The sequence below is a fragment of the Isoptericola sp. NPDC019693 genome, assembly GCF_044389085.1.
Taxonomy (GTDB): Bacteria; Actinomycetota; Actinomycetes; order Actinomycetales; family Cellulomonadaceae; genus Isoptericola.
In genome coordinates this window covers 463,287-489,822 of sequence record NZ_JBIRXP010000003.1, presented here as the reverse complement: position 1 = coordinate 489,822, position 26,536 = coordinate 463,287, and the positions used below count along the sequence as shown (strand labels likewise).

Below are 26,536 nucleotides of genomic sequence, written 5' to 3'. Positions count from 1 at the left end.
GCACTGCGGGAAGCCCGCCCCGCGCAGCGCGGACCAGGGACGTCAGGAGGCGACCGGCTCGCGCCGGGAGCCCAGCGCGCTGCGGACGGACTCCTCCTGCCGCTCGTACCGGCGGTACGCGAGCACGACGAGCGCGCCGATCGCGAAGAAGATGGCCGGCAGGAGCGAGACGCTGAACTGGATGGCGTCCTGCACGGCCGGCGTCTGCTCCTGGTTCGCGACGTAGCCGGCGTTCCCCAGGATGACCGACGGCACCCAGCCGCCGATGCCCGAACCGAGCTTGATCGCGAAGGAGCTCCCGATCGCGGTGAGGAAGCCCGCCGCGCGGACCCCGTTGCGCCACTCGCCGTAGTCGACCGTGTCCGAGAGCATCGCGAAGGGCATGGAGACCGCGATCCCGGTGCCGACGGACGCCACGCTCCACGCGACCGACAGGCCCAGCAGGGACCCGTCCACCAGCGGCAGCACGGCCTGCCCGAGCGCCGCGAGCGCGAACCCGAGGACGAGCGTCTGCCACTTGGCGAGCACCTTGACGAGGTACGGGATGGCGAGCATCCCGACGATCTGGAACATCACCAGGCCGTTGAGCACCGAGGCCCACTCCCGGTGCCCGAGGTTGTACTCGGTGTAGTAGATCAGCACCGAGGTGCGCGACGCGTTGCCCAGCCAGTAGAAGACGAACGCGACGACCAGGACCACCCACGGCCAGTTGTTCCGCGCCGCACGGATCGACTCCTTGATCGGCAGCGAGCGCACGCGGTCGCGGTTCAGCTCCTTGGTGTTGAAGAAGGCGAAGAGGAGCAGCGCGAGGCCCACGACGGCGAAGGCGATCGCCGTCCACCGCCACCCGGCCTGCTCGTCGCCGCCGCCGAACCAGGCGACGATGCTCAGCGTGAAGGTCGCGGTGATGAAGTACCCGACCATGCCGCCGATCATGCGGAAGCTGTTGAGCGTGATCCGTTCGCCCGAGTCGTTGCTGAGGTTCGGCAGGATCGCCGTGATCGGCGTGCTGATGCCGGTGTACGCGATGCCGAACAGCAGGTAGGACACGAGGGCCCAGACGTACTTGCCGCTGCTCGAGAGGTCGGGCGACCAGAACATCATGACGAGGAACAGCGCGAACGGCACCGACGCGAAGAGCCACCAGGGCCGCGACTGACCCCACCGGGTGTTCGTGTGGTCGATGATGAATCCCCACACGGGCGCGTCGAACGCGTCGAGGATCCGCGCGATCAGGAGGATCGACCCGGCCGCCGCGACCGACAGCCCGAACACGTCCGTGTAGTAGTACAGGACGAACGTGGACACGGTCGTGTACAGCAGGTTGCCCGCCATGTCGGTGCTCGCGTAACCGAGCCGTCGGCGCAGCGGCACCTTCGCCGTCCCGGTCGCGGGGTGCGTCTCAGCGGTCGTCGTCATCGTCCGTCCTCGGGGATCAGCGCGTCGTCGGTGAGGACGACCCGGGGGGTGGCGACCGGGGTGACGAGGTGCAGCCCTCGGTCGCGGTAGCGGAACTCGTGGGGGTAGGGGGCGAAGCTCTCGACGACGTAGCCGTCGGCCGTCCTGGTGAGCGAGCCGTTGACGACGCGCGGGGTGCCGTCGGGGCCGTCGTAGAGGTAGGTCGTGCGGCCGAAGCCGTCGAGGTAGGCGACAAGCTCCTCGCCCATGTCCCAGTCGGGCGACTGGTCGCCGTCGCTGAACAGGCGGGCGAAGATACCGCCGTCGCGGTGGAAGGTCGCCTGCCCGAAGCGGTTGCGGGACAGGTCGGGGCGGTTCACGTGCGGCCCGGTGACGGCGTAGGTCGACGCCGCCTCGCCGGGCTGCAGCCGCAGCGCGGTGGCCGTCGCGGCCGAGTCGTAGCAGTACAGCACCGCGACCGTCGCCCGGTAGGCGGCCTCCAGGTGGGCCGGGTCTCCCGTGGCGTCGTGGACCTTGAGCATCGCCGCGGCGGAGACCCCGCCCCACAGGGCGTGGATCATGGGGGCCAGCGCCTCCCACCAGCGGTCGGGGTTCTGCGCCCGGAAGTCGTTCGAGTACCCGATGTTCGCGAGCAGCAGCTCGGCGTACCGGTCCGCCTCCGCGCGCCCCGCGGCCGCGAGCGCACCCGCCGAGGGCCCGAATCCCGCGTTGTCGTAGTAGTGCTCGGTCACCGCACCCCGGTAGGTCGCGGAGTCCGCGGCGACGCGGTCGACGACCGCCTCCCAGCGGGCGCGGACGCGCTCGTACGTGTCGGTCATCCCGGCGTCCCGGATCGCGGCGAGGAGGTCGTCGACGTAGAGGAAGTAGACGCCGAGCATCTGCGTCTCCTCCTTCGCCCGCTCGTCGGTGTGCCGGTCGGGGTTGACGCGCAGGTCGAGGACGTCGGCCGCCCACCGCAGGTACGTCCTCGCCGGGTGGATCGTCAGGACGTCGTCGTCGAACCTGCTGAGCAGGTAGAACAGGTGGGCGACGTACTCCAGGTCCATCACGCGGTAGAAGGAGCCGTAGAGCGGCGCGGGGCGCGAGAGGTCGCCGTCGGTGAACCACTTCGCGCGCACGTACCGCACGGCGGACTCCTCGACGCGGCGGACCTGCGCCGGGTCGACGTCGCGCGCCAGGTTGGCGGCGAGCACGAGGTTGAGCTTGCCCAGCGACTCCCCCTGGTTCGACACCGGGGAGAAGGCGTGCGGCGTCGGCCCGTCCGGCCCCTGGTAGAGCACGTCGCTGATGTGGCGCACCCGCGCGTCGATCACGCGCGCCAGCGGCGGCACGACGTTCACGACGACCTGGTCGGCCGAGCCGTCGTCCAGCTCGACCCGCACCACGTGCTCGCCCGGGTCGTGCACGACGGCCCGCAGGTGGACGACGCCGTCCGGGGTCGCGCGGGGCACCGTGACCGGCGCGGTGCGGGCGCCGCCCTCCCCGTGCGTCACCTGCGCGCGCGCCACCGACCGCCCGGGCGGGGCGGTGACCGCGAGCTCGATCGCCCCGCCCGCGGGGACCATCGGCGAGTACTCCACGTCCGGGTGCCCGAGCTCGCGCCCGACGCGGGCGAGGTCGGCCCGGTCGTCGTACCCGCGCAGGCGGTACGACCAGCGCACCTCCTCGCCCGCGGTCAGGCGGAGGGCGTCGCTGCGGTAGATCCAGTCGTCGGGGCGCGCGTCCTCGCCCGGGTAGCCGCCGGCCAGGACGAGACGGTGGAACAGCACGCCGTCGAGCGACGGCGAGACGTCCTCGAAGAAGAGGTTGCGGTACGCGCAGTACGTCCCGACGGACAGCGTCTCCCCCGCGGTCTGGAACAGCCCGAGGTGCGGCCCGCGGCCGGAGCGGCGGTGCATCGCCAGGCGGGTGAACGACGGGGAGATCGACGGGAAGGCCGCGGCCGAGTGCTCGGTGTTCCGCCGCACGTCCGCGTCGCGGAACATGACGTGCGAGAACGGCACCCACAGCCCGAGGTCCTCGACGACGGCGTCGGCGTCGCTGACGACGGCGAACGTGAGCTCGATCCCGTCGGGGTCGCTGCCGAGGTCGTAGGTCGTCGTGACCCGCAGCCCCCCGAGGTCCGACCTGACGTCGACCCGGTCGCTCCCGACCCGGTCGCTCCCGACCCGGACGTCCCGCACGGCGTCCCGGCTCGTGCGCCGCACGCCCCCGACCATGAGGTCGAACTCTCCGAAGAGCTTGTCGTCCTCGGCGAACCCCGCACGGTCCAGGTACTCCGGGTCGACCACCCAGCTCATCCCGGTCGCGTCGCCGCGCCGGCGCAGGTCGACCAGGTTGCCGGCCGCGGAGAAGCGGGCCGAGAACGCCCGGTTCGCCGTCATCGGGCGGCCAGGCCCGGACGACGACGGGAGGAGCCCCGCGCCGGGGCCACGCCTCCTGCCGGGGCCCCGCTGGGAATGCACGCCATCGGTCGTCCTCCTTCACCGCGTCTGCGCGACGTCGCCGACGGGGCGCCCTCGGCCCCGACGGAAAGGTTTCGGCCATCACGAGATCACTGTTGATCCCGAGATCTCGGCCCGTGGCTGCCTACCGTACGTTCCGATCCCGAAAATCCCGAAATGCATTTCCGTGATCTGCGCCACGCCCGCGTGGAGCCCGCCCCGTCCCGTGACGCACGACGGCGCCCACGCCCCAGGACGGGACGTGGGCGCCGCAGAGAGCTGCCCGCAGTCGGCGCGACTACCTCCGGGAGGCGCGGACCGTGAGCCCCTTCGTCACCTCGCTCGGCGCGTAGCGCGCGTCGCCGCCGTAGCGGACGACGACGTCGTGCCGGCCGGGCTCGACGCCGGCCGTCGGCAGCGACACGGTGGCCCGCCCGTCCTCCAGCGCCGCCGTCACGGTCTCGCCGCCGAGCTCGACCGTCACCGTCCCGGTCGCCCGGGGCGCCTTCCCACGGGCCCGCTCCGCCGTGACCGTGACGTCGACGCGCGCGTCGTCGCCCGCCACCACGGACCCGGGCTTCACCTGCGCGCGGACCGCGCTGGCCGTGTCCCCGGTCTCCGGGCTCGACGGCGCGAGCCGGAGGAACGTGATCGAGTGCGCCGGGAAGTCGTAGGTGAACGACGTCCCCGCCCCCTCGAACGTCCGGTCCACCGGCACCACGCGCTCGGGCCGGGTCTTGGTGTTGGTCGCCGTCGGGTCGGCCGACATCTCGGTGACCCGGGCGGTGCCGGCCGGCTCGAAGCCGCCCGTCACCTCGACGTCGGTCCGCGCGACGGCGTCGCCGACGTTGACCACCTTGGCCACGAGCTCGCCGGTCTCCTCGTCGTGGGTCACGACCTGGAACAGCGACTTCGTCACCGGCTCGGTGTAGGTGAGCTGCAGCTCGCCGTCGAGGTAGAGCTGGATGGTGCGGCCCTCGACGACGACCTTGACCCGGTAGTCGCGGCCGTTCTCCAGCGGAGTGAACGACTCCGCCGCGGCGACCTCGCCCTGGCGCGCGCCGTCGGCCCGCTCCAGCACGGACCGGGTGTTGCCCCAGCCGCCCACGTTCCACCAGTAGAAGTCGTCGCTCGCGCTCGCGCCGAACCCGACCAGGAAGCCCTCGGCGCCTCCCGTCTTCCGCGCCGTCACCTCCATCGTGTAGTCGTGCCAGTCCTCGTCGTAGGCGCCGGTGACGATGCTGCGCGCGTCCTCGACGCCCGCGTCGGACTGCACGTACCGGCCGTCCTGGACCGACCAGGCCCCGCGCTGCGCCTCCCAGCGCGACGCGTCGTCGAACGAGTCCGCGAACAGCACGTCGCCCGTCGCGTTGTCGGTGACCCGCACGTCGTCGTACTGCGCCTGCGTGGCCCACGTGGACAGGAAGACGCCGCCGTCGACGTCCGGCGGGACGACGTCCGGCCCGTCACCCAGCTCCGACGGGACCACCTGGTCGCCGGTGTTCGTCATGAACAGCTGCTGGGTGTAGTAGTTCACCGAGCCCCACGACTGGTCGTTGTCGAACCACATCATGTCGGGCGACCACTGCACGTAGTCCTCGTTGGCGAACATCGGCGCGTACGAGGCCAGCTCGACGACGTCGGAGTTGCGCTCCAGGCCGGTCATGTACGCCGCCTCCGCGAGCGCGTTGCCGAAGGTGTTGCCCTTCGACGCGTACTCGCCGAGGAAGACGTGCGGGCCGTTCCGGTCGTAGGAGTCGTACCGCTCGGTGTTAGTGAGGAACCACGACGGGTCGTTGTAGTAGTGCTCGTCGACCATCGCGACGCCCTGCTCGCGGTTGAAGTCCCACAGCTCGTCGAACCGGGTCCCGGCGTCGTCGGGCCCGGAGTTGGAGATCACCGTGATGTCGGGGTACTCGGCCTCGATCGCGTCGCGGAAGGCCGGGAAGTTCTCCTGGAACTTCGGGGTGTTCTCCTCGTTGCCGAGCCCGATGTACGGCAGCTCGAAAGGCTCCGGGTGCCCCAGCTCGGCGCGCTTCGCGCCCCACTCGGTGTCGGTGGAGCCCGTGGCGAACTCGATGAGGTCGAGCGTGTCCTGGATCCAGCGCGGGCGCTGCTCGTCGGTCATCTCGGGAATGCGCGAGCCGCAGCCGTTGGCGCCCACCGACACGACCGGCAGGGCGAAGGCACCGAGGTCCTCCGCGAACTCCAGGTACTCGAGGTAGCCGATGCCGTACGACTGGTTGTAGCCCCAGAAGTTCCAGTTGGTCGGCCGCTCCTCGACCGGGCCGATGGTCTCCTTCCACTGGTACGTGCGCTGCCGGTCCTGGCCGTCGGACTCGAGGTAGGAGTCGAAGGTGCCGACGTTGGTCACGCAGCCGCCCGGGAACCGCAGGAAGCTCGGGTCGAGCTCCGCCACCTTCTCGGCGAGGTCCTTGCGCAGCGCGCTCTTGCCGTTGACCGGCCCCACCCACGTGTCCTGCGGGAACAGGGACACCATGTCGAGCCGCAGCGTGCTCTCGGCGCCCGAGGCCACCTGCAGGCGCGCGGCGTTCGTCGTCGCGGACGCCGTCACCGTCGCCGTGTACCTCGCCCACTCGTCCGAGCCGTCGACGGCGACCGTCGCCGTCCCGTACGTCGTCGCGCCGTCGGCGGAGACGAGGGTCGCGGTGACGTCCTGCGCGACGTCGGACCGCGCCCACACGGAGAAGTCGTAGGACGCCCCCTCCTCCAGCGCGACGCCCTCGTTGTAGGAGGAGTTGGCGACGCCGGTGGAGCCGTCGGAGGTCACCGTGAGGTAGTGCCGGTTGCTGTCGTTGAGCCACTCGCCCCGCTCGGACTGGACGGCGACCTCACCGCCGCCGGTCTGCTCCCAGCCGGTCATCGCGGTGAAGCTCGCGTTGTCCTCCGTGGCGAACTCGAAGGACCGGTTGCGCACCAGCTCGGCGTACAGGCCGCCGTCGGCGGCGTAGTTGATGTCCTCGTAGAACACGCCGTACAGGTCGTCGCTCATCTCGGTGCGCTCGGCCGCCGAGTCGATGGTGAGCCGCTGCTCCACGACCTCCGGCTCCGCTGCCGGGTACGCCTCGAGCAGCGCCTGCTGCTCCGCGGTGGTGATCGGCAGCACCGTGCCGTGCCGCGGGTGGCTCGGCAGCTCGGCGTCGGGCACGGACGTCCAGTCCCCGCTGGCCAGGTCGTCGGTGCGGAACAGCATGTAGCCCTGGCCGCCGTGGTACGACGGCTGGTCGATCATCATGAACCAGGAGTCGTCGGTGAGGGACGGGAAGACCGTGGGCCCCTCCCCGGCGGTGAACTCGCCGCCCCAGGGGTTGGGCTCGCCGACACCGACCTGCTCGGCGACCAGGTCCCACCCGTCGCCCTCGGTCACGCCCTGCGTGCGGGACAGGTCGTCGGAGGACTCCTCGCGGACGGTCATGTCCGCCTCGTCCTTGGTGAAGCGGTAGTAGACCGCGCCGCCGTCCCCGTCCGGGACCGCGGCGATCGTCGAGTCGATCATCCCGCGCCCGGCGCCGCGCTTCTCGTCGATCCAGACCTGCGGCTCGGAGAAGCTGCCCGCGGAGAAGTCGGGCGTCGTGGCGGACAGCATCCGCTGGTACGACGTCGCGATGTCGCGGTCCTCGGGGGCGACGTCGTCCGGGTACAGGGCCGACGCCCAGTACACGAGGAACTGGCCCGACTCGGCGTCCCACGTCGCCTCGGGGGCCCAGAGGTTGCCGGCGTCCGGGGGCGCCACCTCGACCTCCTGCTGGTCGGACCAGTGGATCAGGTCGTCCGAGGACCACACCATCATCGACCGGCTGCCGGTCTCCTGGGCGTCGCCGAAGTTCCCGCCGCCCGCGATCTTCAGGTCGGTGGCGAGCAGGTAGTACGTGCCGGTCTCGGGGTTGCGCGTGAGGAACGGGTCGCGCAGGCCCTGCGTGCCGAGGGTGGACTCGAGGACGGCCTCGCCGCCGTTGAGCGTCGTCCACGCGGTCGGGTCGTCGGCCTCGCTGACGGCCAGGAAGATCTTCTCCCCGCCGTCCTGCTCACCGGCGAAGTAGGGGAAGACGTACGCGCCGTACGCGCCGTCGGCGGCTGTCGTCGACGGGGACGTCGCGGGGGCTGCCCGCGGTGGGACGGCCGCGGCCGCCGTGGCCGGCAGCGCGAGGGCGAGGGCCACCGCCAGGGGCGTCGACCATCGGGATCGGGTGTGCATCGTTGTAGACCTCCGGTTCGAGTACGACGTCGTACAGGTGCGGGGGGTTTCTGGTGCGAGGTGGGACGGCGGGGCCGCCGGCGGCGCGCGCCGCCTGCCCCGCCGCCCGGACGGGCGTTCGTTCCCGAGGGCTACGAGCGCCGCAGCGCGAGCAGCCGCTGCAGGACCACGAAGACCAGCAGCAGCGCGCCGATGACGATCTTGGTCCACCAGGAGCTGAGGGTGCCCTCGAAGGTGATGATCGTCTGGATCAGGCCGAGCACGAGGACGCCCAGCACGGAACCGAGCACGAACCCGGTGCCGCCGGTGAGCAGCGTGCCGCCGATGACGACGGCCGCGATCGCGTCCAGCTCCATGCCGACGCCGGTCAGGGAGTAGCCCGACCGCGAGAACATGGCGAACAGCAGGCCGCCGAGGCCGGCGCAGGTGCCGCTGATGACGTAGACGAGCACCTTGGTGCGTGCGACGGGCAGGCCCATGAGCCGGGCCGACTGCTCCCCGCCGCCGATGGCGTACACGGTGCGGCCGAACTGCGTGTAGTGCAGCAGGTAGAACGCGACCGCCACCACGACCAGCGCGATCACGACGCTCGACGTGATCCGCCACTGTCCGCCCGCCCACGTGTCCCAGGCGGCGAGCGCGACGAAGGTCTCGTCGTCGATCGGGATCGACTCCGGGGCGATGAGGAAGCACAGGCCGCGGGCGAAGAACATCGCCGCGAGGGTCGCGATGAACGGCTGCACCTCGAAGACGTGCACCATCGCGCCCACGAGGAGGCCGATCAGCGATCCGACCAGCACGACCAGCGGGATCACCACGCCGGCGGGCACGCCGGCCTGCAGCAGGTACGCCGCCGTCACGCCGGACAGCGCCAGCACCGACCCCACGGAGAGGTCGATGCCGCCCGTGAGGATGACGAACGTCATCCCGACCGCCAGGACGATGAGGAACGCGTTGTTGATGAACAGGTTCGCCAGCACGCCGACGGACAGGAAGTTGTCGTAGCGCGCGCCGCCCAGCACGAGCAGCAGCACGAACACCACGAGCGTGCCCACCACCGGCAGGTACCGGCGGTCGACGCGCAGGCGGCGGCCCACGGCCGGCACGCCGTCCGGCGCGGGTGCCCCGCGACGCGAGGATGCGAGGGTCGTCATGAGGCCACCACCTTGTCCGTGGACACGTCGGCGGGCTTGTCGGACGGCGCGACGGGCGCCGTCCTGCCACGCCGTCGCGTGCGTTCCATGAGCTTGCGCCGCATCACCGGCGACTGGAGCAGCGTCACCGCGGCGACGACGAGCGCCTTGAACAACGGCGTCACGAGCGGGGAGATGCCGACGTTCGTCACCGTGAGCGACAGCGTCGCGATGATGAGCACGCCGACGAACGTGCCGGAGAGGGAGAACTTGCCGCCCGCGAGCGACGTGCCGCCGATCACGACGGCGAGGATCGCGTCCAGCTCGATGAACAGGCCGGCGTTGTTCGCGTCGGCCGCCATGACGTTCGAGGACAGGATCAGCCCGGCGAGGGCCGAGAAGAGCCCGGACAGCGCGAAGACGGTCCACACGATGGTCCGCGCCCGCACGCCGGCGAGGCGGCTCGCGGCCGGGTTGATGCCGACCGACTCGACGAGCATCCCCAGCGCCGTGCGCCGCACCAGGAGCGCGACGAGCGCGTAGACGCCGAACGCCACGAGCGTCGCGACCGGCAGCCCGAGCCAGAACCCGGCGCCGAGGGTCTTGAACGGCGCGCTCGTGACCGTGGTGATCTGCCCCTCGGTGATGAGCATGGCGACACCGCGCCCGGCGGTCATGAGGATGAGGGTCGCGATGATGGGCTGGATCCCGAGCACCGACACGAGGAAGCCGTTCCACACGCCGAGCACCAGGCCGAGCGCGAGGGCCATCCCGATCGCCAGGAGCACGGTCGTCGGCGAGGCCGGGTCCTCGGCGCCCGCGATGAAGGTCAGGGCCACCGCCCCGGAGATCGCCACCACGGCGCCCACCGAGAGGTCGATGCCGCGCGTCGCGATCACGAGCGACATGCCGAGCGCGACCAGCATCAGCGGGGCGCAGTTGCGCAGGATGTCGATCGGCGAGCCGAAGAGGTGGTCGTCGAGGATCGACACGGACAGGAAGCCCGGGCGGACGGCCGTGTTGACGGCGAGCAGCACGACCAGCGCGACCACGGGCCAGAACAGGTGGTGGCGCACGACGGCGCCGAAGCCGCCGGCGGCCTGGGACGTGGGCATCAGCGGTTCCCTCCGCTCGCGATGAGCTCGACGACGTCGTCGACGCCGACGGTGTCGGTGTTGGTCAGCTCGGCGACCTTCTGCCGGTCGCGCATGACGGCGATGCGGTGGCTGAGCCGCACCACCTCCTCGAGCTCGGCGGAGATGAACAGGACCGCCATGCCGCGCGCCGCGAGGTCGGACACCAGGCGCTGGATCTCCGCCTTGGCGCCGACGTCGATGCCGCGCGTCGGCTCGTCGAGGATGAACAGCTCGGGCGCGGTCGCCAGCCACCGGGCCAGGAGCACCTTCTGCTGGTTGCCGCCCGACAGGTTGCGCAGCAGGGCGTCCGGGTTCGCGGGCCGGATGTTCAGCGCCTCGATGTACCGGTGCACGATCTCGTCGACCTGCTTGCCGGGCAGCGGCCGCAGCCAGCCGCGCTCCGCCTGGAGGCCGAGCACGATGTTCTCGCGCACCGACAGGTCACCCACGACGCCCTCGGCCTTGCGGTCCTCCGAGGAGAAGGCGATCTTGCGCGAGATCGCCGCGCGGGGCGTGCGCAGCCGGGTCGGGGCGCCCTTGACGGACAGCGTGCCCTCGTCGGCCCGGTCGGCGCCGGCGAGCAGGCGGGCCAGCTCCGTACGGCCCGAGCCGAGCAGCCCGGCCAGCCCCACGACCTCGCCCACGTGCACGTCCAGGTCGAAGGCCTGCACGGCCCCCCGGCGGCCGAGGCCCACGGCCTGGACGAAGGGCTCGCCCTGCGCCGTGTCGGCGTCGCGCTCGGTGCGGACCTCCAGGTCCTCCAGCACCTCCATCGACCGGCCGATCATCCGCGAGACGAGCTCGGTGCGGCTGAGCTCCGCCGTGCGGTACTCCCCCACCCGCGCGCCGTTGCGGAGCACGGTCATCCGGTCGGACAGCTCGAAGACCTGATCGAGGAAGTGCGACACGAACAGGATCGCGACGCCCTGGTCGCGCAGCCGGCGGACGACCGCGAAGAGGCGCGCGACCTCGTCGGCGTCGAGGCTGGACGTCGGCTCGTCGAGGATGAGCACCTTGGCGTCCACCACCATGGCGCGGCTGATCGCGACGAGCTGCTGCACGGCGATCGAGTGCGCGCCGAGCGACGAGGCGGGGTCGATGTCGAGCCCCATGGTGGCGAGGTGCTCGGCGGCCCGGCGGCGCGTGCGGGGCCAGTCGATGGCGCCGAGCCGCCGGGGCTCGTTGCCGAGCATGATGTTCTCCGCGACCGTGAGGTTCTCGCAGAGGTTGACCTCCTGGTACACCGTGGCGATCCCCGCGGCCTGCGCCTCGCCCGGCCCGGAGAAGAGGTGCGGCTCGCCGTCGACGAGAATCTGGCCGGCGTCGATGCCGTAGACGCCCGTGAGCGCCTTGATCAGCGTGGACTTCCCCGCGCCGTTCTCGCCCATGAGGGCGTGCACCTCGCCGGGCAGGAGCCGGAGGTCGACCCCGTCGAGCGCCTTGACGCCCGGGAACTCGATGGAGATCCCGGTCATCTCGACGACGGGGCGCACCGCCTCCGGGCGGTCGTCGGTGGTGCTGCCGGCGTCGCCGGCGTCCGATGGCGTCATCGTTGACCTTCCGTGGAGCCTTCCGTGGAGCGCGGTGGGCGCGGGGCGGGCGTCCCGCACCGCACCCACCGCGGGTCTCGGTGGAGAGTACCGACGGTCAGTACTGACGGTCCGGCAGGGCCGCCTTCGCCGCCTCCTGGTCGAACGCCTCGTCCTTGACGACGATGCGCTTCTCGACCTCCTCGCCCGCCACGACCTTCTTCGCGATCTCCGCGAGGTCGGGGCCGAGCAGCGGGTTGCACTCGACGATGTAGTTGATCTTGCCGTCCGCGAGCGCCTGCATGCCGTCCTTGACGCCGTCGACGGTGATGATCTTGATGTCCTCGCCGGGCACCTTGCCCGCGGCCTCGATCGCCTCGATGGCGCCCAAGCCCATGTCGTCGTTGTGGGCAAAGACGAGGTCGATGTCGTCGTACTTCTGCAGGAAGCCCTCCATCACCTGCTTGCCCTCGGTGCGGGTGAAGTTGCCGGTCTGCGAATCGATCAGCTCGATGTCGCTGCCCGCGATCGCCTCGCCGAAGCCCTCCTTGCGGTCGTTCGCCGGGGCCGACCCTGTGGTGCCCTGCAGCTCCACCATCTTGTAGCCCTCGCCGTCGTACTGCTCCTTGGCCCACTCGCCGGCGCGCTTGCCCTCCTCGACGAAGTCGGAGCCGATGAACGACTCGTAGAGGGTGTCGTCGTCGGAGTTGACGGCGCGGTCCGTGAGGACGACCGGGATGTTCGCGGCCTTGGCCTCCTCGAGCACGGCGTCCCAGCCGGTCTCGACGACCGGGGAGAAGGCGATGACGTCGACCCCCTGCTGGATGTAGGACCGGATCGCCTGGATCTGGTTCTCCTGCTTCTGCTGCGCGTCGGAGAACTTGAGGTCGAAGCCGTTCTCCTGCGTGAGGGTGTCCTGGATGGACTTGGTGTTGGCCGCGCGCCAGCCGGACTCGGCCCCGACCTGCGAGAAGCCGAGGACGATGGTGTCCGAGGCCGCGGCCGACTCGCCGCCGCCCCCGCCGTCGCCGCCGCTCTGGGGCGCCTGCTCGCTGCTGCACGCGACCAGCGAGGCCGCGGTCAGGGCCGCGGCGAACAGCGCCGCGCCGGCGCGCCGGAAGTTCTTGCTCATGATCTCCTCCTTGAGACGCCGGCTGACCGGTGGACCCGGTCCGTGGGTCTTCTCTGACCCTCCGGCAACGCTTGTGTGACCGCTAACATAGCGGAGATGTGACCGGTCACAATAGGGGCCGTCCAGGAATCCACGTCACGATCGCGTAACGCCCTCGACGGGCGCTCCGTGGGTCAGTCGCCGGGGTCGGGCTCGTCCAGCTCCGCGGCGATCATCTCGACGATGGTGTCCACCGTGACGCCCGGCCCGTTGCTCAGCTCGCCGATCTTCTCGCGGTCCTTGAGCACGACGATGCGGTCGGCGAGGCGCACCACCTCCTCCAGCTGGGAGGAGATGAAGACCACGGCCACCCCCTCGCCCGCCAGCCGCGCCACCCGGCGCTGGATCTCCAGCTTGGCGGCGATGTCGATGCCGCGCGTCGGCTCGTCGAGGATGAGGACGTGCGGGCGGGTCGCCAGCAGCCGGGCGAGCAGCACCTTCTGCTGCGTGCCGCCGGACAGCTCGCCGGCCGGGCGGTCCAGGTCGTCGGGCGACAGCTGCAGCGCGTCGAGGTACGTGTCGACGACGGCGTCCTGCTCGCCGCGCGACAGCGGCCGCGACCAGCCGCGCAGCGCCTGCAGCGCGAGCACGATGTTCTCCCGCACCGTGAGCCCCGCGACGATCCCGTCGTCGCGCACGTTCTCGCTCGACATCGCGATCCGGTGGCGCAGCGCGGCACCCGGGCTCCGCAGCTGCACCCGGACGCCGTCGAGCCACAGCTCCCCGCGGTCGGCGCGCTCCGCGCCGCTCATCAGCCGGGCGAGCTCGCTGCGGCCCGAGCCGCGCAGCCCGGCGAGGCCCACGACCTCGCCCCGGGACAGCTCGAGGTCGGTCGGCTCGAGCACGCCGTGACGCCCGAGGGACTCGGCCCGCAGCGTCGCCTCGCCCGCCCCCGCGTAGTGGTGCGCGAGCCGCTGCGAGCGCAGCGCCTGGAGCGCGTCGATGTCTTCGCCGAGCATCTTGGAGATCACCTCGGCGCGCTCGACGTCCGCCGTCCGGAACTCCGCGACGACACGCCCGCCCCGCAGCACCGTCATCCGGTCGCTCACCTCGAAGACCTGCTCGAGGAAGTGCGAGACGAACAGCACCGCGACGCCCTGGTCGCACAGGCGCCGCACCACGCCCAGCAGGCGGGCGGCCTCGTCCGCGTCGAGGCTCGACGTGGGCTCGTCGAGCACGAGCACTCGCGGCTCCAGGACGATCGCGCGCGCCACCGCCACGAGCTGCTTGGTCGCGGGTGACAGCGCCGCCAGGGGGACGCGCGGGTCGATGTCCTCGATGCCCAGCGCCGCGAGCGCGGCCGACGCGCGCGCCCGCGTCCGCCCCCAGTCGATGCCGAACCAGCCGCGCACCTCGTGGCCGATCATGACGTTCTCCGCCACCGTCAGGTGCGGGCTCAGGTGCGTCTCCTGGAAGACCGTCGCGATGCCGTCGGCGCGGCTCTGGGCGACGCTCGTCGGCGGGCTCGTCACGCCGTCCACCACCACCGTCCCCGCCAGGATCGGCAGCGTCCCCGTCAGCGCGCCGATCAGGGTCGACTTGCCCGCGCCGTTCTCCCCCATGAGCGCGTGCACCTCGCCGGGCCGCAGCACCAGGTCCACGCCGTCCAGGACCCGCACCCCGGCGCGCTCCACCGTGATCCCGCGCATCTCCACCACGGGCGCCGCCGCCCCGGCCCGCGACGTCATCGGCCGGCCTTCCGCGGCGGGGCGCTCGACGCCCGCGCGACGAGCTCCGGGGGGATCTTCGTGACCGTCGGGATCTCCTGCTCCTCGATGGCGGCGCGCAGGACGTCGACGACCGACACGCCCAGGGCGTGGAAGTTCTGCCGCACGGTGGTCAGCGGGGGGATGACGTGCCGCGCCAGGGGGATGTCGTCGAAGCCGACGACGCTGAGGTCGTCGGGGACGGAGAAGCCCCGGTCGTGCAGCCCGTGCACGAGGCCCACGGCCATGTCGTCGTTCGCGGCGAAGATCGCCGTGTACTCCGGCAGCTCGCGGATCCCGCGCGCGAAGTCGTAGGCGAAGTCGGCCGTCCAGTCCCCCACGACGATGGGGCGCTCGCGCAGGCCCCACGACTTCGCGCGGGCGTGGAAGGAACGCTCGCGGGTCCGGGCGTCCAGCCAGTCGAGCGGACCGGCGAGGTGCAGGATGTCGCGGTGCCCGAGCGAGACGAGGTGGTCGACGGCGAGCGCCGTCCCCGCCTGCTGGTCGACGGTCACGGTGAGGAACGTCGGGTCCTTGTCGGGCTTGACGACGAGCACCGGGACCCCGACGGCGATGCGGCGCAGAGCGGCGATCGACGACGACCGGGGGGCGACGACGCAGAGCGCGTCCACGCCCTGCGCGACGAGGTGGTCGACCGCCTCCTGGGGGGTGATCTCCTCCCCCGCCCGCAGCAGCACGGAGCTGACCACGTACCCGGAGGCGCGGGCGGCCGACTCGACGGCGTACAGCGTGCTGGTCGGCCCGAACGTCGCCGCGCTCTCCACGAGGACGCCGATGCGGCGGCTGCGCTGCGTGGCCAGGGCCCGGGCCGTCATGTTCGGCCTGTAGCCGAGCTGGTCGATGGCCTCCTCGACCCGGCGTCGGGTGGCCTCGCGGATGTTCGGGTGGTCGTTGAGCACCCGCGACACCGTCATGTGGGAGACGCCGGCGAGCTGCGCGACCTGCCGGATGTTCGGCTTGTCGGCGGCGGGACTCGCCATGCGGGGCCTCCACGGGGTGCGTCCACCGGCCGGCCCGGCGGCTCGGCGGCGTCAGCCTACCGAACCGCCGGCCGGTCACCGGTGGTCGTGCTCAGAGCCCCTGGGCGAGGCGGTAGTACACCTGGTTCCACCGCACCTGGTCGGCGAAGCCGCGGCGCGTGGTGTCCTCGTCGATGACGAGGAGCTCGGTGCGCGCGATGTGGGCGAACACCTCGAACGCCTCGACGCCCGCCGCCGTCGACATCACGGTGTGGTGCGCGCCACCGGCGGTCAGCCACGCCTCGGCGGAGGTGGTGAAGTCGGGGCGCGGGGCCCAGACGGCGCGGGCGACGGGGAGGTTCGGCAGCTCGTGGGTCGGCGGCACGACGTCGACCACGTTCGCGGTGAGGCGGAAGCGGTCGCGCATGTCGGCCAGCGAGACGACGACGGCGCCCTCGGTCGCGTCGGCGTCGAACACCATGCGGACCGGGTCCTCCTTGCCGCCGATGCCGAGCGGGTGGATCTCCACCCGGGGCTTCGACGTCGTGAGGGAGGGGCAGACCTCGAGCATGTGGGCGCCGAGGATGAGCTCGGAGCCGGGCGTGAGGTCGTAGGTGTAGTCCTCCATGAGGGAGGCGCCGCCGGGCAGCCCCTCGCCCATGACCTTCGCCGCGCGCACCAGGACGGCCGTCTTCCAGTCGCCCTCGGCGCCGAAGCCGTAGCCCTTGCTCATGAGGCGCTGCACGGCGATGCCGGGCAGCTGGCGCAGCGCGCCGAGGTCCTCGAAGTTCGTGGTGAACGCCTTGGCGCCGCGCTCGACGAGGAACGCCTCCATGGCGATCTCCTGGCGGGCCGCGTACCGCAGGGACTCGTGCCGCTCGCCGCCCTGGCGGAGCTCCTCGGCGACGTCGTAGAGGTCCTCGTACTCCGCGACGAGCGCGTCGACCGCCGCGTCGTCCACGGCCTCGACCGCGGCGACCAGGTCGTTGACGCCCCACGTGTTCACCGAGACACCGAAGCGCAGCTCCGCCTCGGTCTTGTCGCCCTCGGTGACGGCGACGTTGCGCATGTTGTCGCCGAAGCGCACCAGCTTGAGCTCGTGCGTGGCGGCCCAGCCCGCGGCGCCGCGCACCCAGGTGCCGACGCGGCGGGTCACGGCCGGGTTCGACACGTGACCCACGACGGTGGTGCGCGCGACGCCCAGGCGCGTGGCCAGGTAGGCGTACTCGCGGTCGCCGTGCGCGGCCTGGTTGAGGTTCATGAAGTCCATGTCGATGTCCGCCCACGGCAGCTCGACGTTCGCCTGCGTGTGCAGGTGCAGCAGCGGCTTGCGCAGCGCGTCGAGGCCGGAGATCCACATCTTGGCCGGGCTGAACGTGTGCATCCACGTGATGACGCCGAGCACCTTGTCGTCCGCGTTCGCGTCGAGCATCGCGCGGCGGATGGAGCCCGCGTCCTTGAGCACGGGCTTCCAGACGACCTTCGCGGGCACGTCGGACGACGCGTCGAGCGCGCGGGCGACCTCCTGGGACTGCTGGGCGACCTGCTCCAGCGTCTCGGGGCCGTACAGGTCCTGGCTGCCGGTGAAGAACCAGACCTCGCGGTCGGCGTACGGCTTGCTCATGGGTTTCCTCTCTGGATCAGGTCTGGTTCGGGGCGGCCGGCTCAGTGCTGGCCGTAGACGTTCTGGTAGCGCGCGTAGAGCGAGTCGATGTGCTGCTGCTCGATCGGCAGCGGCTCGCCGAGCTGGCGCGACACGTGCACCGTGCGGGCCACCTCCTCGACCATCACGGCGGCCTTGACCGCGGCGCGCGCGTCCTTGCCGATGGTGAACGGGCCGTGGTTCTGCATGAGGACCGCCGGGCTCCGGTGGCCGCTCAGGGTCTTGACGATGCCGCGGCCGATCGAGTCGTCGCCGATGATCGCGAACGGGCCCACGGGGATGGGGCCGCCGAACTCGTCGGCCATCATCGTGAGCACGCAGGGGATCTCCTCGGCGCGCGCGGCCCACGCCGTGGCGTAGGTGGAGTGCGTGTGCACGACGCCGCCCACCTCGGGCATGTGGCTGTACACGTAGGCGTGCGCGGCGGTGTCGGACGACGGCGAGCGGTCGCCCTCGACGAGGTTGCCGTCCAGGTCGCAGACCACCATGGCCTCGGGGGTGATGTCGTCGTAGGACACGCCGGACGGCTTGATGACGAGCAGGTCGTCGCCCTCGGGGTTCGCCACGCGCTCGGACACGTTCCCGGCGGTCCACACCACGAGCTCCCAGCGGGGCAGCTCGGCGTGCAGCGCCGCGACCTTCTCCTTGGCGGCGTCGACGGCGGCGCGCAGGTGCGCGGGGACCTCGGTGCGGGTGCTCATGTGCTTCTCCAGTGCGGGGTTCGGGTCGTCGGGGCGTCGACGGTGCGACGTCAGAGGGCGGTGGTGGCGGCGCGCTCGACCGCGAGGCCGGCGGAGTACCGCTTCAGGTAGGCGGCGAAGCCCGCGACGTCGTCGGCGGCGGGCTCGGCGACGTCGAGCCGGGCGTCGGCGAAGACCTGCTCGGCCAGGTAGGCGTCGAGGGCGGGTGCGTCCTGGCCCGTCGCGTCGGCAGCGGCCCGGGCGTAGGCCGCGAGCAGGGCGATGCCCCAGGCGCCGCCCTCCCCCGCCGTCTGCCCGACGGCCACGGGGGCGTCGATCGCGCCGGCCAGCAGCCGCTGGGCCACGCCGGCGGTCCTGAACAGGCCGCCGTGGGCGAACATCGTGTCGATCGCGACGCCCTCGCCGTGCAGCACGCGCATGCCGAGCGCGAGGGTGCCGAACACCCCGTAGAGCTGCGTGCGCGCGAAGTTCGCCAGCGTGAGGCGGCTGTCGGGCGTGCGCACCACGAGCGGGCGGCCCTCGTCGAGGCCGGTGATCGGCTCGCCGGCGAGGTAGTTGTAGGCGAGGAGGCCGCCGCCGTCGGGGGCGCCGTCGAGCGCGGCCCGGAAGAGCGCGCCGAAGACGGCGTCGGGCTCGGCGGGGGCGCCGAGCGCGGCGGCGAACTGCCCGAAGACGCCGGCCCACGCGTCGAGCTCGCTGGCGCCGTTGTTGCAGTGCACCATCGCGACGAGGTCGCCCGCGGGCGTCGTGACGAGGTCGAGCTCGTGGTGCACGGAGGTCAGCGGACGCTCGAGCACCACCATCGCGAAGATGGACGTGCCCGCGCTGATGTTGCCGGTGCGCGGGGCGACGGAGCCGGTGGCGACCATGCCCGTGCCGGCGTCGCCCTCGGGCGGGCAGAGGAGCACGCCGGGCTGCAGCGTGCCCGAGGGGTCGAGCAGCGCGGCGCCCTCGGGGGTGAGCCGGCCGGCGTCCGCGCCCGCGCTCAGGACCTGCGGCAGCAGGCCCCCGACGTCCAGCCCCGGCCGCTTGGCCGCGGCGAGGTGGCGGAACTGCTCCAGCATCCGCGCGTCGTAGTCGCCCGTGGCGGGGTCGATCGGGAACATGCCCGACGCGTCGCCGACGCCGAGCACGTGGCGCCCCGTGAGCGCGCGGTGCACGTACCCGGCCAGCGTGGTGAACGACGCGACCTGCGGCACGTGCGGCTCGTCGTCGAGGATCGCCTGGTAGAGGTGGGCGATCGACCAGCGCAGCGGGATGTTGTACCCGAAGAGGGCGGAGAGCTCGGCGGCCGCCGGGCCGGTGTTCGTGTTGCGCCAGGTGCGGAACGGGACGAGCAGCTCGCCGTCCGCGTCGAACGGCAGGTAGCCGTGCATCATGGCCGAGACGCCGAGGGCCGCGTAGGTGGTGGGGCGCACGCCGTAGCGTCGCTCGACGTCGGCCACCAGCGCGGCGTAGGCGCCCTGCAGCCCGGCGTGCACGGCGTCGAGCGAGTACGTCCAGACGCCGTCCGCGAGCTCGTTCTCCCACGCGTGGGAGCCGCTCGCGATCGGCGCGTGGTCCGGCCCGATCAGGCACGCCTTGATGTTGGTGGAGCCGAGCTCGATGCCCAGCGTGGCCCTCCCGGTGGCGATCGCCTCCCGGACCTCGGTCCCGTCGTCCGGCTGCGTGCCCTGCTCCGCCATCCCTGCTCCGTCCCCGCCCGGCCGGGCGTCGTGGTGTCGTTCCATGTTAGCGCTCACATGGGTCGCTACCCAACCCGTGAGGCAGCACCAGTCTCGCCGAGGTAGTGCATGTCTCGCCGAGGTAGTCACGGGCTCGCCGAGGTAGTGGTCCAGACCACTACCTCGGCGAGCCGTGCACTACCTCGGCGAGGGCCGGACTACCTCGTCGGGCGCCCGGGGCTCACGACGTCGAGCTGCGCCGCCTCGCTGCGCGCCTCGCCGTGGGCGTTGGCGACGACGGCGCGCACGAGCAGGCCGTCCGGCTCGCGCCCGGCGTGCTTGAGGGTCCAGCGTGCGGTGCCGTCGACGGCGCGGGTCGCGCCGACCGGCGCGGCCGACCAGGTGTCGCCGTCGTCGTCGGAGACCTCCCACGTGACGACGGGCACCGGCGTGCCGGACACCTCGACCTCGAAGGTGGCCGGCCGGTTGCCGCGGACCGTCACGTCGCGCGGGTCCGCCGTGACCACCGGCTCCTCGACCGTCTGGTCCACCACGGGCCAGCCGTCCTCCCAGCCCAGGCGCTGCAGCCCGAGCGTCGGGAAGCCGGGGATCTCGGCGTTCGCGGCGTCGTAGTAGTGGAAGGCGAGGACGCCGTCGGACACCGACTGGCCGCCCGGGCCCACGACCGCGCCGTGCGAGGAGAGCAGCACCGTGCCGCCGCCGTCGGCCATGTCCCGGCCGTCCTGGTCGAGGTACGGGCCGGCGACGTCGCGCGAGCGCCCGACCGCCACCTGGTAGGTGCTGTCGAGACCCTGGCAGCACCGGTCGAACGAGACGAACAGGTAGTACCAGCCGTCACGCTCGTAGACGTACGGCGCCTCGACCGGGTTGCCCGCCATCATGCGGTCGACCAGGTGGGTGGCGTTCTCCAGCGCACCGTCGGCGAGCTTGCCGCTGGGCCACTCGAGCTCGACGAGGAAGACGCCGTACCAGTACGAGCCGATCGCCATGTACGGGGTGCCGTCGGCGCCCTCCACGATGCCCGCGTCGATGGCATTGAAGGTCTTGCCGCCGGCGATGTCGTTCGGCGAGCTGATCACCGGGCCCTGGTCGACCCACGCGTAGTCCGGGTCGGCCGGGTCCAGCGTCGTGTTGGTGGCCAGGGCGGTCACCGAGGTGTTCGTGCCGAAGCGCGACGCCGAGTAGTAGAGGTAGTAGGTGCCGTCGTGCTCGTACACCTCGGGCGCCCAGAGGTTGTCGGGCAGCACGCCGTCGCCGTCGGCCGCGAAGCGCTCGTCGATCCAGGCGGGGATCTCGTCCCAGATCGTGCCGTCGTAGGCCCAGGTCACGCCGTCGTCGTGACTCGACCACATCTGGATGGTGCCGCCCTTCTCGCGGTTCACCAGGCCCGTGGTGTAGACGCGCCAGGTGCCGTCGTCGTCGACGACGAGCGCCGGGTCGTGCACCGGCGAGGTCTCGCCGGTCACGGACAGGCCTCCGGTCGGGGCGGACGACGCCGAGCTGTCGTGCCCGCCGCGCTCCGCCGCGCCGGGCGTGGCGGTGGCGGGGCCGACGGTCGTGGCGGCGACCAGCGAGGCGCCGAGCAGCACGGTCGTCAGCACCCCGGCCGCGGCGGCCCGGGCCTGCCTGAGGGATCTGCGCATCATGTCTCCTCTACAACGATGTAGAACTGTGGATGCGGAGAATCTACCCAGCCGCGGGGACGGCGGTCAACGGTGCGCCGGGTCGTCCGCGGCGAGCGGTGCGCCCGGCGGGGCCACGGCACGCGCCGCGGGTCAGCGCGCCGGCGGCGCCGTGCTCGAGCGCACCACGAGCTCGGGCACGATCCGCTCGGTCGGGACGCTCGCGTCGGCGAGCGCCGCGACGACCATCGCGACGCTGCGCTCCCCCAGCACCCCGAACGGCTGGCGCACCGTGGTCAGCGGCGGCACGAAGTAGGCGGCGCCGGCGACGTCGTCGAAGCCCGCCACGGACACGTCGTCGGGCACGGAGAGGCCCCGCTCCCAGAACGCGCGGAGGATGCCGAGCGCGAGCTGGTCGTTCCCGGCGAACACCGCCGTCGGGCCCTCGTGCGCCACCACGGCCTCCGCGAGGTCGCGGCCCGCGGCGTACCCGTCCTCGGCCGACCAGGTGCAGTACCGCGGCCGGCTCGGCACGATCCCCCGCGCCTCGAGCGCCTCCCGCCAGCCGGCGGCGCGCTCGCGGGCGTCGAACCAGTCCTGCGGCCCGGCGACGTGCAGCACGTCGCGGTGCCCGAGGGCGAGCAGGTGCTCCGTCGCGGCGCGCGCCCCGGCACGCTGGTCGACGGCGAGGGACAGCGTCGTCGGCCCGGCCGCCGTCGTGCCGGCGTCGCGCGGCAGCTTCTCGAGGGCCGCGACGACCAGCACCGGGACGGGCGCGCGGAACGACTCGACCGCCGCGGCGACGTCGTCCTGCGGGGCGATGACGACGATCGCCTCCACGCCCTGGTCCATAAAGTGCTCCAGGGCCTCGTGCATCGCCTCCGCGTCGTAGCGCCGCAGCGTCGCCACCGAGACGAAGTACCCCTGGTCGCGCGCCGCCCCCTCGATCGCGATGAGGGTGCTCGTGGGGCCGAACAGCGCCGAGCCGGTCGTGACGACCCCGAGGGTCGTGGAGCGCGCCGTCGCGAGCGCACGGGCGGCGCTGTTGCGCCGGTAGCCGAGGGACGCGATGGCCTCCAGCACCCGCTCGCGGGTCTCGCCGCGCACGCTCGGGTGGCCGTTGAGCACCCGGGAGACCGTCTGGTGGGAGACCCCCGCGACCGCCGCGACGTCGGCCATGGACGGGCGCCGCGAGCGCGGACGCGCGGCAGCCCGACCGCCGACGTCGGTCATCGTTCCTGAGCCGCGTTCCTCGCGTCGACCTCGTCGAGCACCCGGCGCAGGTACGTCAGCGTGAGCTTGCCCGCCGCCCGGTCGTACTGCTCCTCGTACCCGTGCTTGGTGTACATGGCGAGGTTCTTCTTCGAGTCCTTGCCCGTGAACGCCCACACCTCCGTGACCTCGGAGGGCAGGAACTGCAGGATGGCGAACATCAGGGACGTGCCGATGCCCTTGGCCTGCTGGTCCGGCGCGACGGCGAGCCGGCCGATCGTCGCCTTGGGGCCCTCGATCTCCAGGCGCAGGGACCCGACGAGGCGGTGCCCCTCCCACGCGCCCACCGTCACGACGTCGTCGCGCGCCATGTCGTCGCGCAGCTCGTGCAGCGTCTGCGTCAGCGGCGGGATGTGCGGGTCGTCGTACAGCTGCGCCTCGCTGACGAACGCCGCCCGCCGCAGCGTCAGCAGCTCGCCCGCCTGGGCGTCCTCCACCAGTGCGATCCGCAGCGTGTCGTCGCCGCTCTCCTGCTGGACGTCCTGGGCGTCGGTGCCGGGTGCCTCGCTCATGGGGACATCGTGGCAGACGGACGGCGGACGTGTCGTCGCGCGCCCGGGACGGTCGGTGACAATGGGCGGGTGACGACCGAATGGGTGCTGACCCTCTCCTGCCCCGACCGCCCCGGGATCGTGCACGCCGTCGCGGGCGTGCTGGCCGAGCACGGCGGCAACATCACCGAGTCGCAGCAGTTCGGGGACCCGGCGTCGGGCCTGTTCTTCATGCGCGTGCAGGTGGCGCTCGACGTCGAGGAGACGGCCGGGCGCGAGGCCCTCGCCGCGGCGCTCACGCCGGTGGCGGAGCGGTTCGGCATGACCTGGCAGCTCGACGTCGTCGGCCGCCGCCTGCGCACGCTGGTGCTGGTCAGCAAGGCGCCGCACTGCCTGGTCGACCTGCTGTACCGCGAGCGGTACCAGGGCATGCCCATCGACGTCGTCGGCGTGGTCGGCAACCACGACGACCTGGCGGACATGGCCGCGTTCTACGGCAAGCCGTTCCACCACGTGCCGGTGACGAAGGACACGAAGGCGGCCGCGGAGGACCGGCTGCGGGAGCTGGTCGCCGAGCTCGACGTCGAGCTGGTCGTCCTCGCCCGGTACATGCAGATCCTGTCGGACGAGCTGTGCCGCGACCTCGCCGGCCAGGTCATCAACATCCACCACTCGTTCCTGCCGAGCTTCAAGGGCGCGCGCCCCTACGCGCAGGCGCACGACCGCGGCGTGAAGCTCATCGGCGCGACGTCGCACTACGTGACGGGCGACCTCGACGAGGGCCCGATCATCGAGCAGGACGTCGAGCGCGTGGACCACTCGCGTGCCGTCGCCGACCTGGTCGCGATCGGCGAGGACGTCGAGCGCCGCACCCTCGCGCGCGCCGTGCGGTGGCACGCCGAGCACCGGGTGCTGCTCGACGGCCACCGCACCGTCGTCTTCCGCTGACCTCCGCCACCCCCGCCCGCTGCCGAACAGGCGGTTGACACCGTTATGGGGGGACTTCGCCGCCCATAACGGTGTCAACCGCCTGTTCGGCGGAACGGTGGGTCAGGCCACCGAGACCTCGACGAGCGTGTTCCACGGGTCGTCGAAGCGCAGCGTCCGGCCGTCGTCGCGCGCCGCGACGCCGGCGTGCCTCAGCCGGTCCGCGAGCGCCCCGACCTCGTCGCGCGTGGGCACGGTGAGCGCCACCTGCCCGAGCCCGAGGGTCGCCGCCCGCGGGCCGGCGCCGGCGCTGTTCCAGGTGTTCATCGCCATGTGGTGGTGGTACCCGCCGGCGGCGACGAACAGGGCGCCGTGGAACGTCGCCATGATCTCGAAGCCGAGGGTGTCGACGTAGAACTTCTGCGCCGTCGGGATGTCACCCACCTGGAGGTGGACGTGCCCGACCTGGGCGGCCTGGCCCGCGGTGCCGGCGAGGGCGTCCTCGGTCAGGTGCCGCTGGAGGAACTCCTGCGGGTCGAACCAGTCGGAGCCCATCGCGACGCGGCCGCCGCCGTCGTGCTGCCAGACGTCGCGCGGCCGGTCCCAGTACAGCTCGATGCCGTTGTCCTCGGGGTCGGTGAAGTAGAACGCCCGCGACACCCAGTGGTCGGAGTTCCCCGCGAACCGCGACAGCGGGTGCTGCGCGGCGTGCGCGACGGCGGCGGCGAGAGCCTCCTCCGTGTCGAAGAGGACGGCCGTGTGGAACAGCCCGGCCTGGTTCCGCGACGTCGCCGGCAGCCCCGGCGTGTGCTGCAGCGCCACGACGGGCACCCCGCCGCGCCCCAGCACCACCCGCCCCGGCTCTCCGAGCGCGGGGATCTCCTCGAGCGCGATCGCCTCGCGGTAGTAGGCGCTCATCGCGCCGAGGTCGCCCACGTGCAGCGTCACGGCGCCCATCGCGGTGTCCGCCGCGAGGAGGTCGGGGCGGCGGCTCGGTGCGGTCGACGACGAGGTCATGGTCGGCTCCTGGTGCTGGGGCTGAGGCTGGGGCTGGGGCTGGGGCGGGTGGATGATCGAGAGGATCTCAGAGCAGGGCGAAGCCCGTGGTCCACTGGGTCTTCTCGCCGGCGGCCAGCGTGAGCTGGAGGAAGCCGAGGGACTCGAGCTCGCGGGCGCGCTTGAGCGAGCCGGCGTCGACGACACGGACGGCGGAGCCGTCGAACGCCGCGGAGAACGCGGCCTTGGCGTCCGCGTCGTCGCCCGCCACGAGGACGGTCGTGGGCACGTCACCCACGGTGCCGCTGACGAGCGTCGCCGCGAAGTTGGTGTTGAACGCCTTGAGCACGGACGCGCCGGGAAGCTTCGCCGCCAGCTCGGCCGCGGCCGAGGAGTCGGCCGGCACGACGAGCGCGTCGAAGGTCGCGAAGTCCAGCGGGTTGGTGAGGTCCACGACGGTGCGGCCGGCGAGCTGGTCGCCGTAGGTCGCGACGACGTCGTCGAGCGCGGGGTACGGCAGGGCCAGGACGACGATCTCGCCCGTGAGCGCCTCACCGAACGCGGCGGCGGTGACGCCCGCGTCCACGGCCGCGGCCTTGGCGACGTCGCGGGCGACGACCTGGACGTCGTTGCCGCCGGCGAGCGCCAGGCCCGCGATCGCGGAGCCCATGTTCCCGGTGCCGAGGATGCTGATGGTGGCCATGGTTCCTCCTGAGGATCCGTCGTCGACCCGTTTGGTTGACGCTACAACCAACATAGACCCGCTATAGTTGTAGCGTCAACTTTCGCGGGGACAGGGACGGAGGGCACGGTGACGACCACGCAGGGAACACCCCGGGGCGCACAGCAGGACGCGGGCGAGCCGCGCTGGCTCGACGCCGAGCAGATGCGCACGTGGCTCCGGCTCCAGGCGGTGATCGAGCTGCTGCCCGCGGCCCTCGACCAGCAGCTGCGGCGCGACGCCGACCTCACCCACTTCGAGTACATCGTGCTCGCGATGCTCTCGGAGGCACCCGGCCGCGACCTGCGGATGACCGAGCTCGCCCGGCTCACCAGCGCCACCCTCCCCCGGCTCTCGCACGTGGCGCGCCGCCTCGAGGCGCGCGGCTTCGTCGAGCGCTGCACCGCCCCCGACGACCGCCGCGCCACCATCGCCCACCTGACCGACGAGGGCTGGCGGAAGGTCGTCGCCACCGCCCCCGGCCACGTGCGCACCGTGCTGGAGAACGTGTTCGACGACCTCGACCCCGCCGAGCTCCGCACCCTCACCGGCGCGCTCGACAAGGTGCTCACCCACATCGACCCGCACGACCAGTTCGGCCGCAACGACCGCTCGCGAGGCTGAGGGCCGCCGCCACCTGGAGCGCCGAACGCGTCGCCCGCGCAGGAATTCACCCGCAGGGGTTGTCTCGAAAACGTTTTCTACCTAGCCTCAGGACGTCGGC

Annotated in this window: 19 protein-coding genes; 2 read left to right on the top strand and 17 right to left on the bottom strand. The window is 72.4% G+C overall.

The annotated features are described in order from the left end of the window. Positions 1–42: 42 nt before the first annotated feature. From ACH436_RS11340 to ACH436_RS11270, 15 genes are all read right to left on the bottom strand, one after another. Entirely contained in the window at positions 43–1,419 is a 1,377-nt protein-coding gene (locus ACH436_RS11340) for a glycoside-pentoside-hexuronide (GPH):cation symporter (protein ID WP_430560280.1), read from the bottom strand. After that, entirely contained in the window at positions 1,416–3,803 is a 2,388-nt protein-coding gene (locus tag ACH436_RS11335; protein ID WP_430560279.1) for a hypothetical protein, read from the bottom strand. The genes ACH436_RS11340 and ACH436_RS11335 overlap by 4 nt, the downstream gene beginning before the upstream one ends. Positions 3,804–4,161: 358 nt before the next feature. Then, complete coding sequence (locus ACH436_RS11330) at positions 4,162–8,079, bottom strand: alpha-L-arabinofuranosidase C-terminal domain-containing protein (protein WP_430560278.1); 3,918 nt, start codon at positions 8,077–8,079, stop codon at positions 4,162–4,164. A 131-nt stretch (positions 8,080–8,210) separates the two neighbouring features. After that, on the bottom strand, positions 8,211–9,233 hold the full coding sequence (gene yjfF / locus ACH436_RS11325; protein ID WP_430560277.1) for a galactofuranose ABC transporter, permease protein YjfF: 1,023 nt from the start codon (positions 9,231–9,233) through the stop codon (positions 8,211–8,213). Then, entirely contained in the window at positions 9,230–10,327 is a 1,098-nt protein-coding gene (locus ACH436_RS11320) for an ABC transporter permease (RefSeq protein ID WP_430560276.1), read from the bottom strand. Before ACH436_RS11320 ends, yjfF begins: the two co-directional genes overlap by 4 nt. Next, the gene (locus ACH436_RS11315; protein WP_430560532.1) at positions 10,327–11,823 is read right to left on the bottom strand and encodes a sugar ABC transporter ATP-binding protein; all 1,497 of its coding nucleotides are present in this window, start codon (positions 11,821–11,823) and stop codon (positions 10,327–10,329) included. The genes ACH436_RS11320 and ACH436_RS11315 overlap by 1 nt, the downstream gene beginning before the upstream one ends. 172 nt (positions 11,824–11,995) lie before the next feature. Beyond that, positions 11,996–13,009, bottom strand: coding sequence for an ABC transporter substrate-binding protein (locus ACH436_RS11310; protein ID WP_430560275.1), 1,014 nt, complete (start codon positions 13,007–13,009; stop codon positions 11,996–11,998). 173 nt (positions 13,010–13,182) lie between these two features. Further along, positions 13,183–14,736, bottom strand: a complete 1,554-nt coding sequence (locus ACH436_RS11305; protein WP_430560274.1) for a sugar ABC transporter ATP-binding protein — start codon at positions 14,734–14,736, stop codon at positions 13,183–13,185. Continuing rightward, positions 14,733–15,755, bottom strand: a complete 1,023-nt coding sequence (locus tag ACH436_RS11300; protein WP_430560273.1) for a LacI family DNA-binding transcriptional regulator — start codon at positions 15,753–15,755, stop codon at positions 14,733–14,735. The genes ACH436_RS11305 and ACH436_RS11300 overlap by 4 nt, the downstream gene beginning before the upstream one ends. A 91-nt stretch (positions 15,756–15,846) precedes the next feature. Next, complete coding sequence (araA, locus tag ACH436_RS11295) at positions 15,847–17,358, bottom strand: L-arabinose isomerase (protein ID WP_430560272.1); 1,512 nt, start codon at positions 17,356–17,358, stop codon at positions 15,847–15,849. 41 nt (positions 17,359–17,399) lie between these two features. After that, on the bottom strand, positions 17,400–18,098 hold the full coding sequence (locus ACH436_RS11290) for an L-ribulose-5-phosphate 4-epimerase (RefSeq protein ID WP_430560271.1): 699 nt from the start codon (positions 18,096–18,098) through the stop codon (positions 17,400–17,402). 50 nt (positions 18,099–18,148) lie between these two features. Next, positions 18,149–19,783 carry a xylulokinase gene (locus ACH436_RS11285; protein WP_430560531.1) on the bottom strand — a complete coding sequence of 545 codons (1,635 nt, stop codon included), beginning with the start codon at positions 19,781–19,783 and terminating at the stop codon, positions 18,149–18,151. Positions 19,784–19,980: 197 nt separating this feature from the next. Next, on the bottom strand, positions 19,981–21,426 hold the full coding sequence (locus tag ACH436_RS11280) for a glycoside hydrolase family 43 protein (protein WP_430560270.1): 1,446 nt from the start codon (positions 21,424–21,426) through the stop codon (positions 19,981–19,983). A gap of 132 nt (positions 21,427–21,558) precedes the next feature. Next, positions 21,559–22,584 (bottom strand): LacI family DNA-binding transcriptional regulator, encoded by a 1,026-nt coding sequence (locus tag ACH436_RS11275; RefSeq protein ID WP_430560269.1) that lies wholly within the window; start codon positions 22,582–22,584, stop codon positions 21,559–21,561. A gap of 50 nt (positions 22,585–22,634) precedes the next feature. Then, positions 22,635–23,189 carry a GNAT family N-acetyltransferase gene (locus tag ACH436_RS11270; RefSeq protein ID WP_430560268.1) on the bottom strand — a complete coding sequence of 185 codons (555 nt, stop codon included), beginning with the start codon at positions 23,187–23,189 and terminating at the stop codon, positions 22,635–22,637. Between the two features lie 69 nt (positions 23,190–23,258). Here ACH436_RS11270 and purU point away from each other — a divergent pair, with 69 nt between their 5' ends. Then, on the top strand, positions 23,259–24,116 hold the full coding sequence (gene purU / locus ACH436_RS11265) for a formyltetrahydrofolate deformylase (RefSeq protein ID WP_430560267.1): 858 nt from the start codon (positions 23,259–23,261) through the stop codon (positions 24,114–24,116). Between the two features lie 102 nt (positions 24,117–24,218). Here the strand turns inward: purU and ACH436_RS11260 are convergent, their stop codons facing one another. Further along, positions 24,219–25,112, bottom strand: coding sequence for a VOC family protein (locus tag ACH436_RS11260; protein WP_430560266.1), 894 nt, complete (start codon positions 25,110–25,112; stop codon positions 24,219–24,221). Between the two features lie 67 nt (positions 25,113–25,179). After that, a complete protein-coding gene (locus ACH436_RS11255) occupies positions 25,180–25,794 on the bottom strand; it encodes an NADPH-dependent F420 reductase (protein ID WP_430560265.1) in 615 nt (204 codons plus the stop codon). Positions 25,795–25,902: 108 nt separating this feature from the next. Here ACH436_RS11255 and ACH436_RS11250 point away from each other — a divergent pair, with 108 nt between their 5' ends. Then, the gene (locus ACH436_RS11250) at positions 25,903–26,436 is read left to right on the top strand and encodes a MarR family winged helix-turn-helix transcriptional regulator (RefSeq protein ID WP_430560264.1); all 534 of its coding nucleotides are present in this window, start codon (positions 25,903–25,905) and stop codon (positions 26,434–26,436) included. The last annotated feature ends 100 nt before the right edge of the window (positions 26,437–26,536 follow it).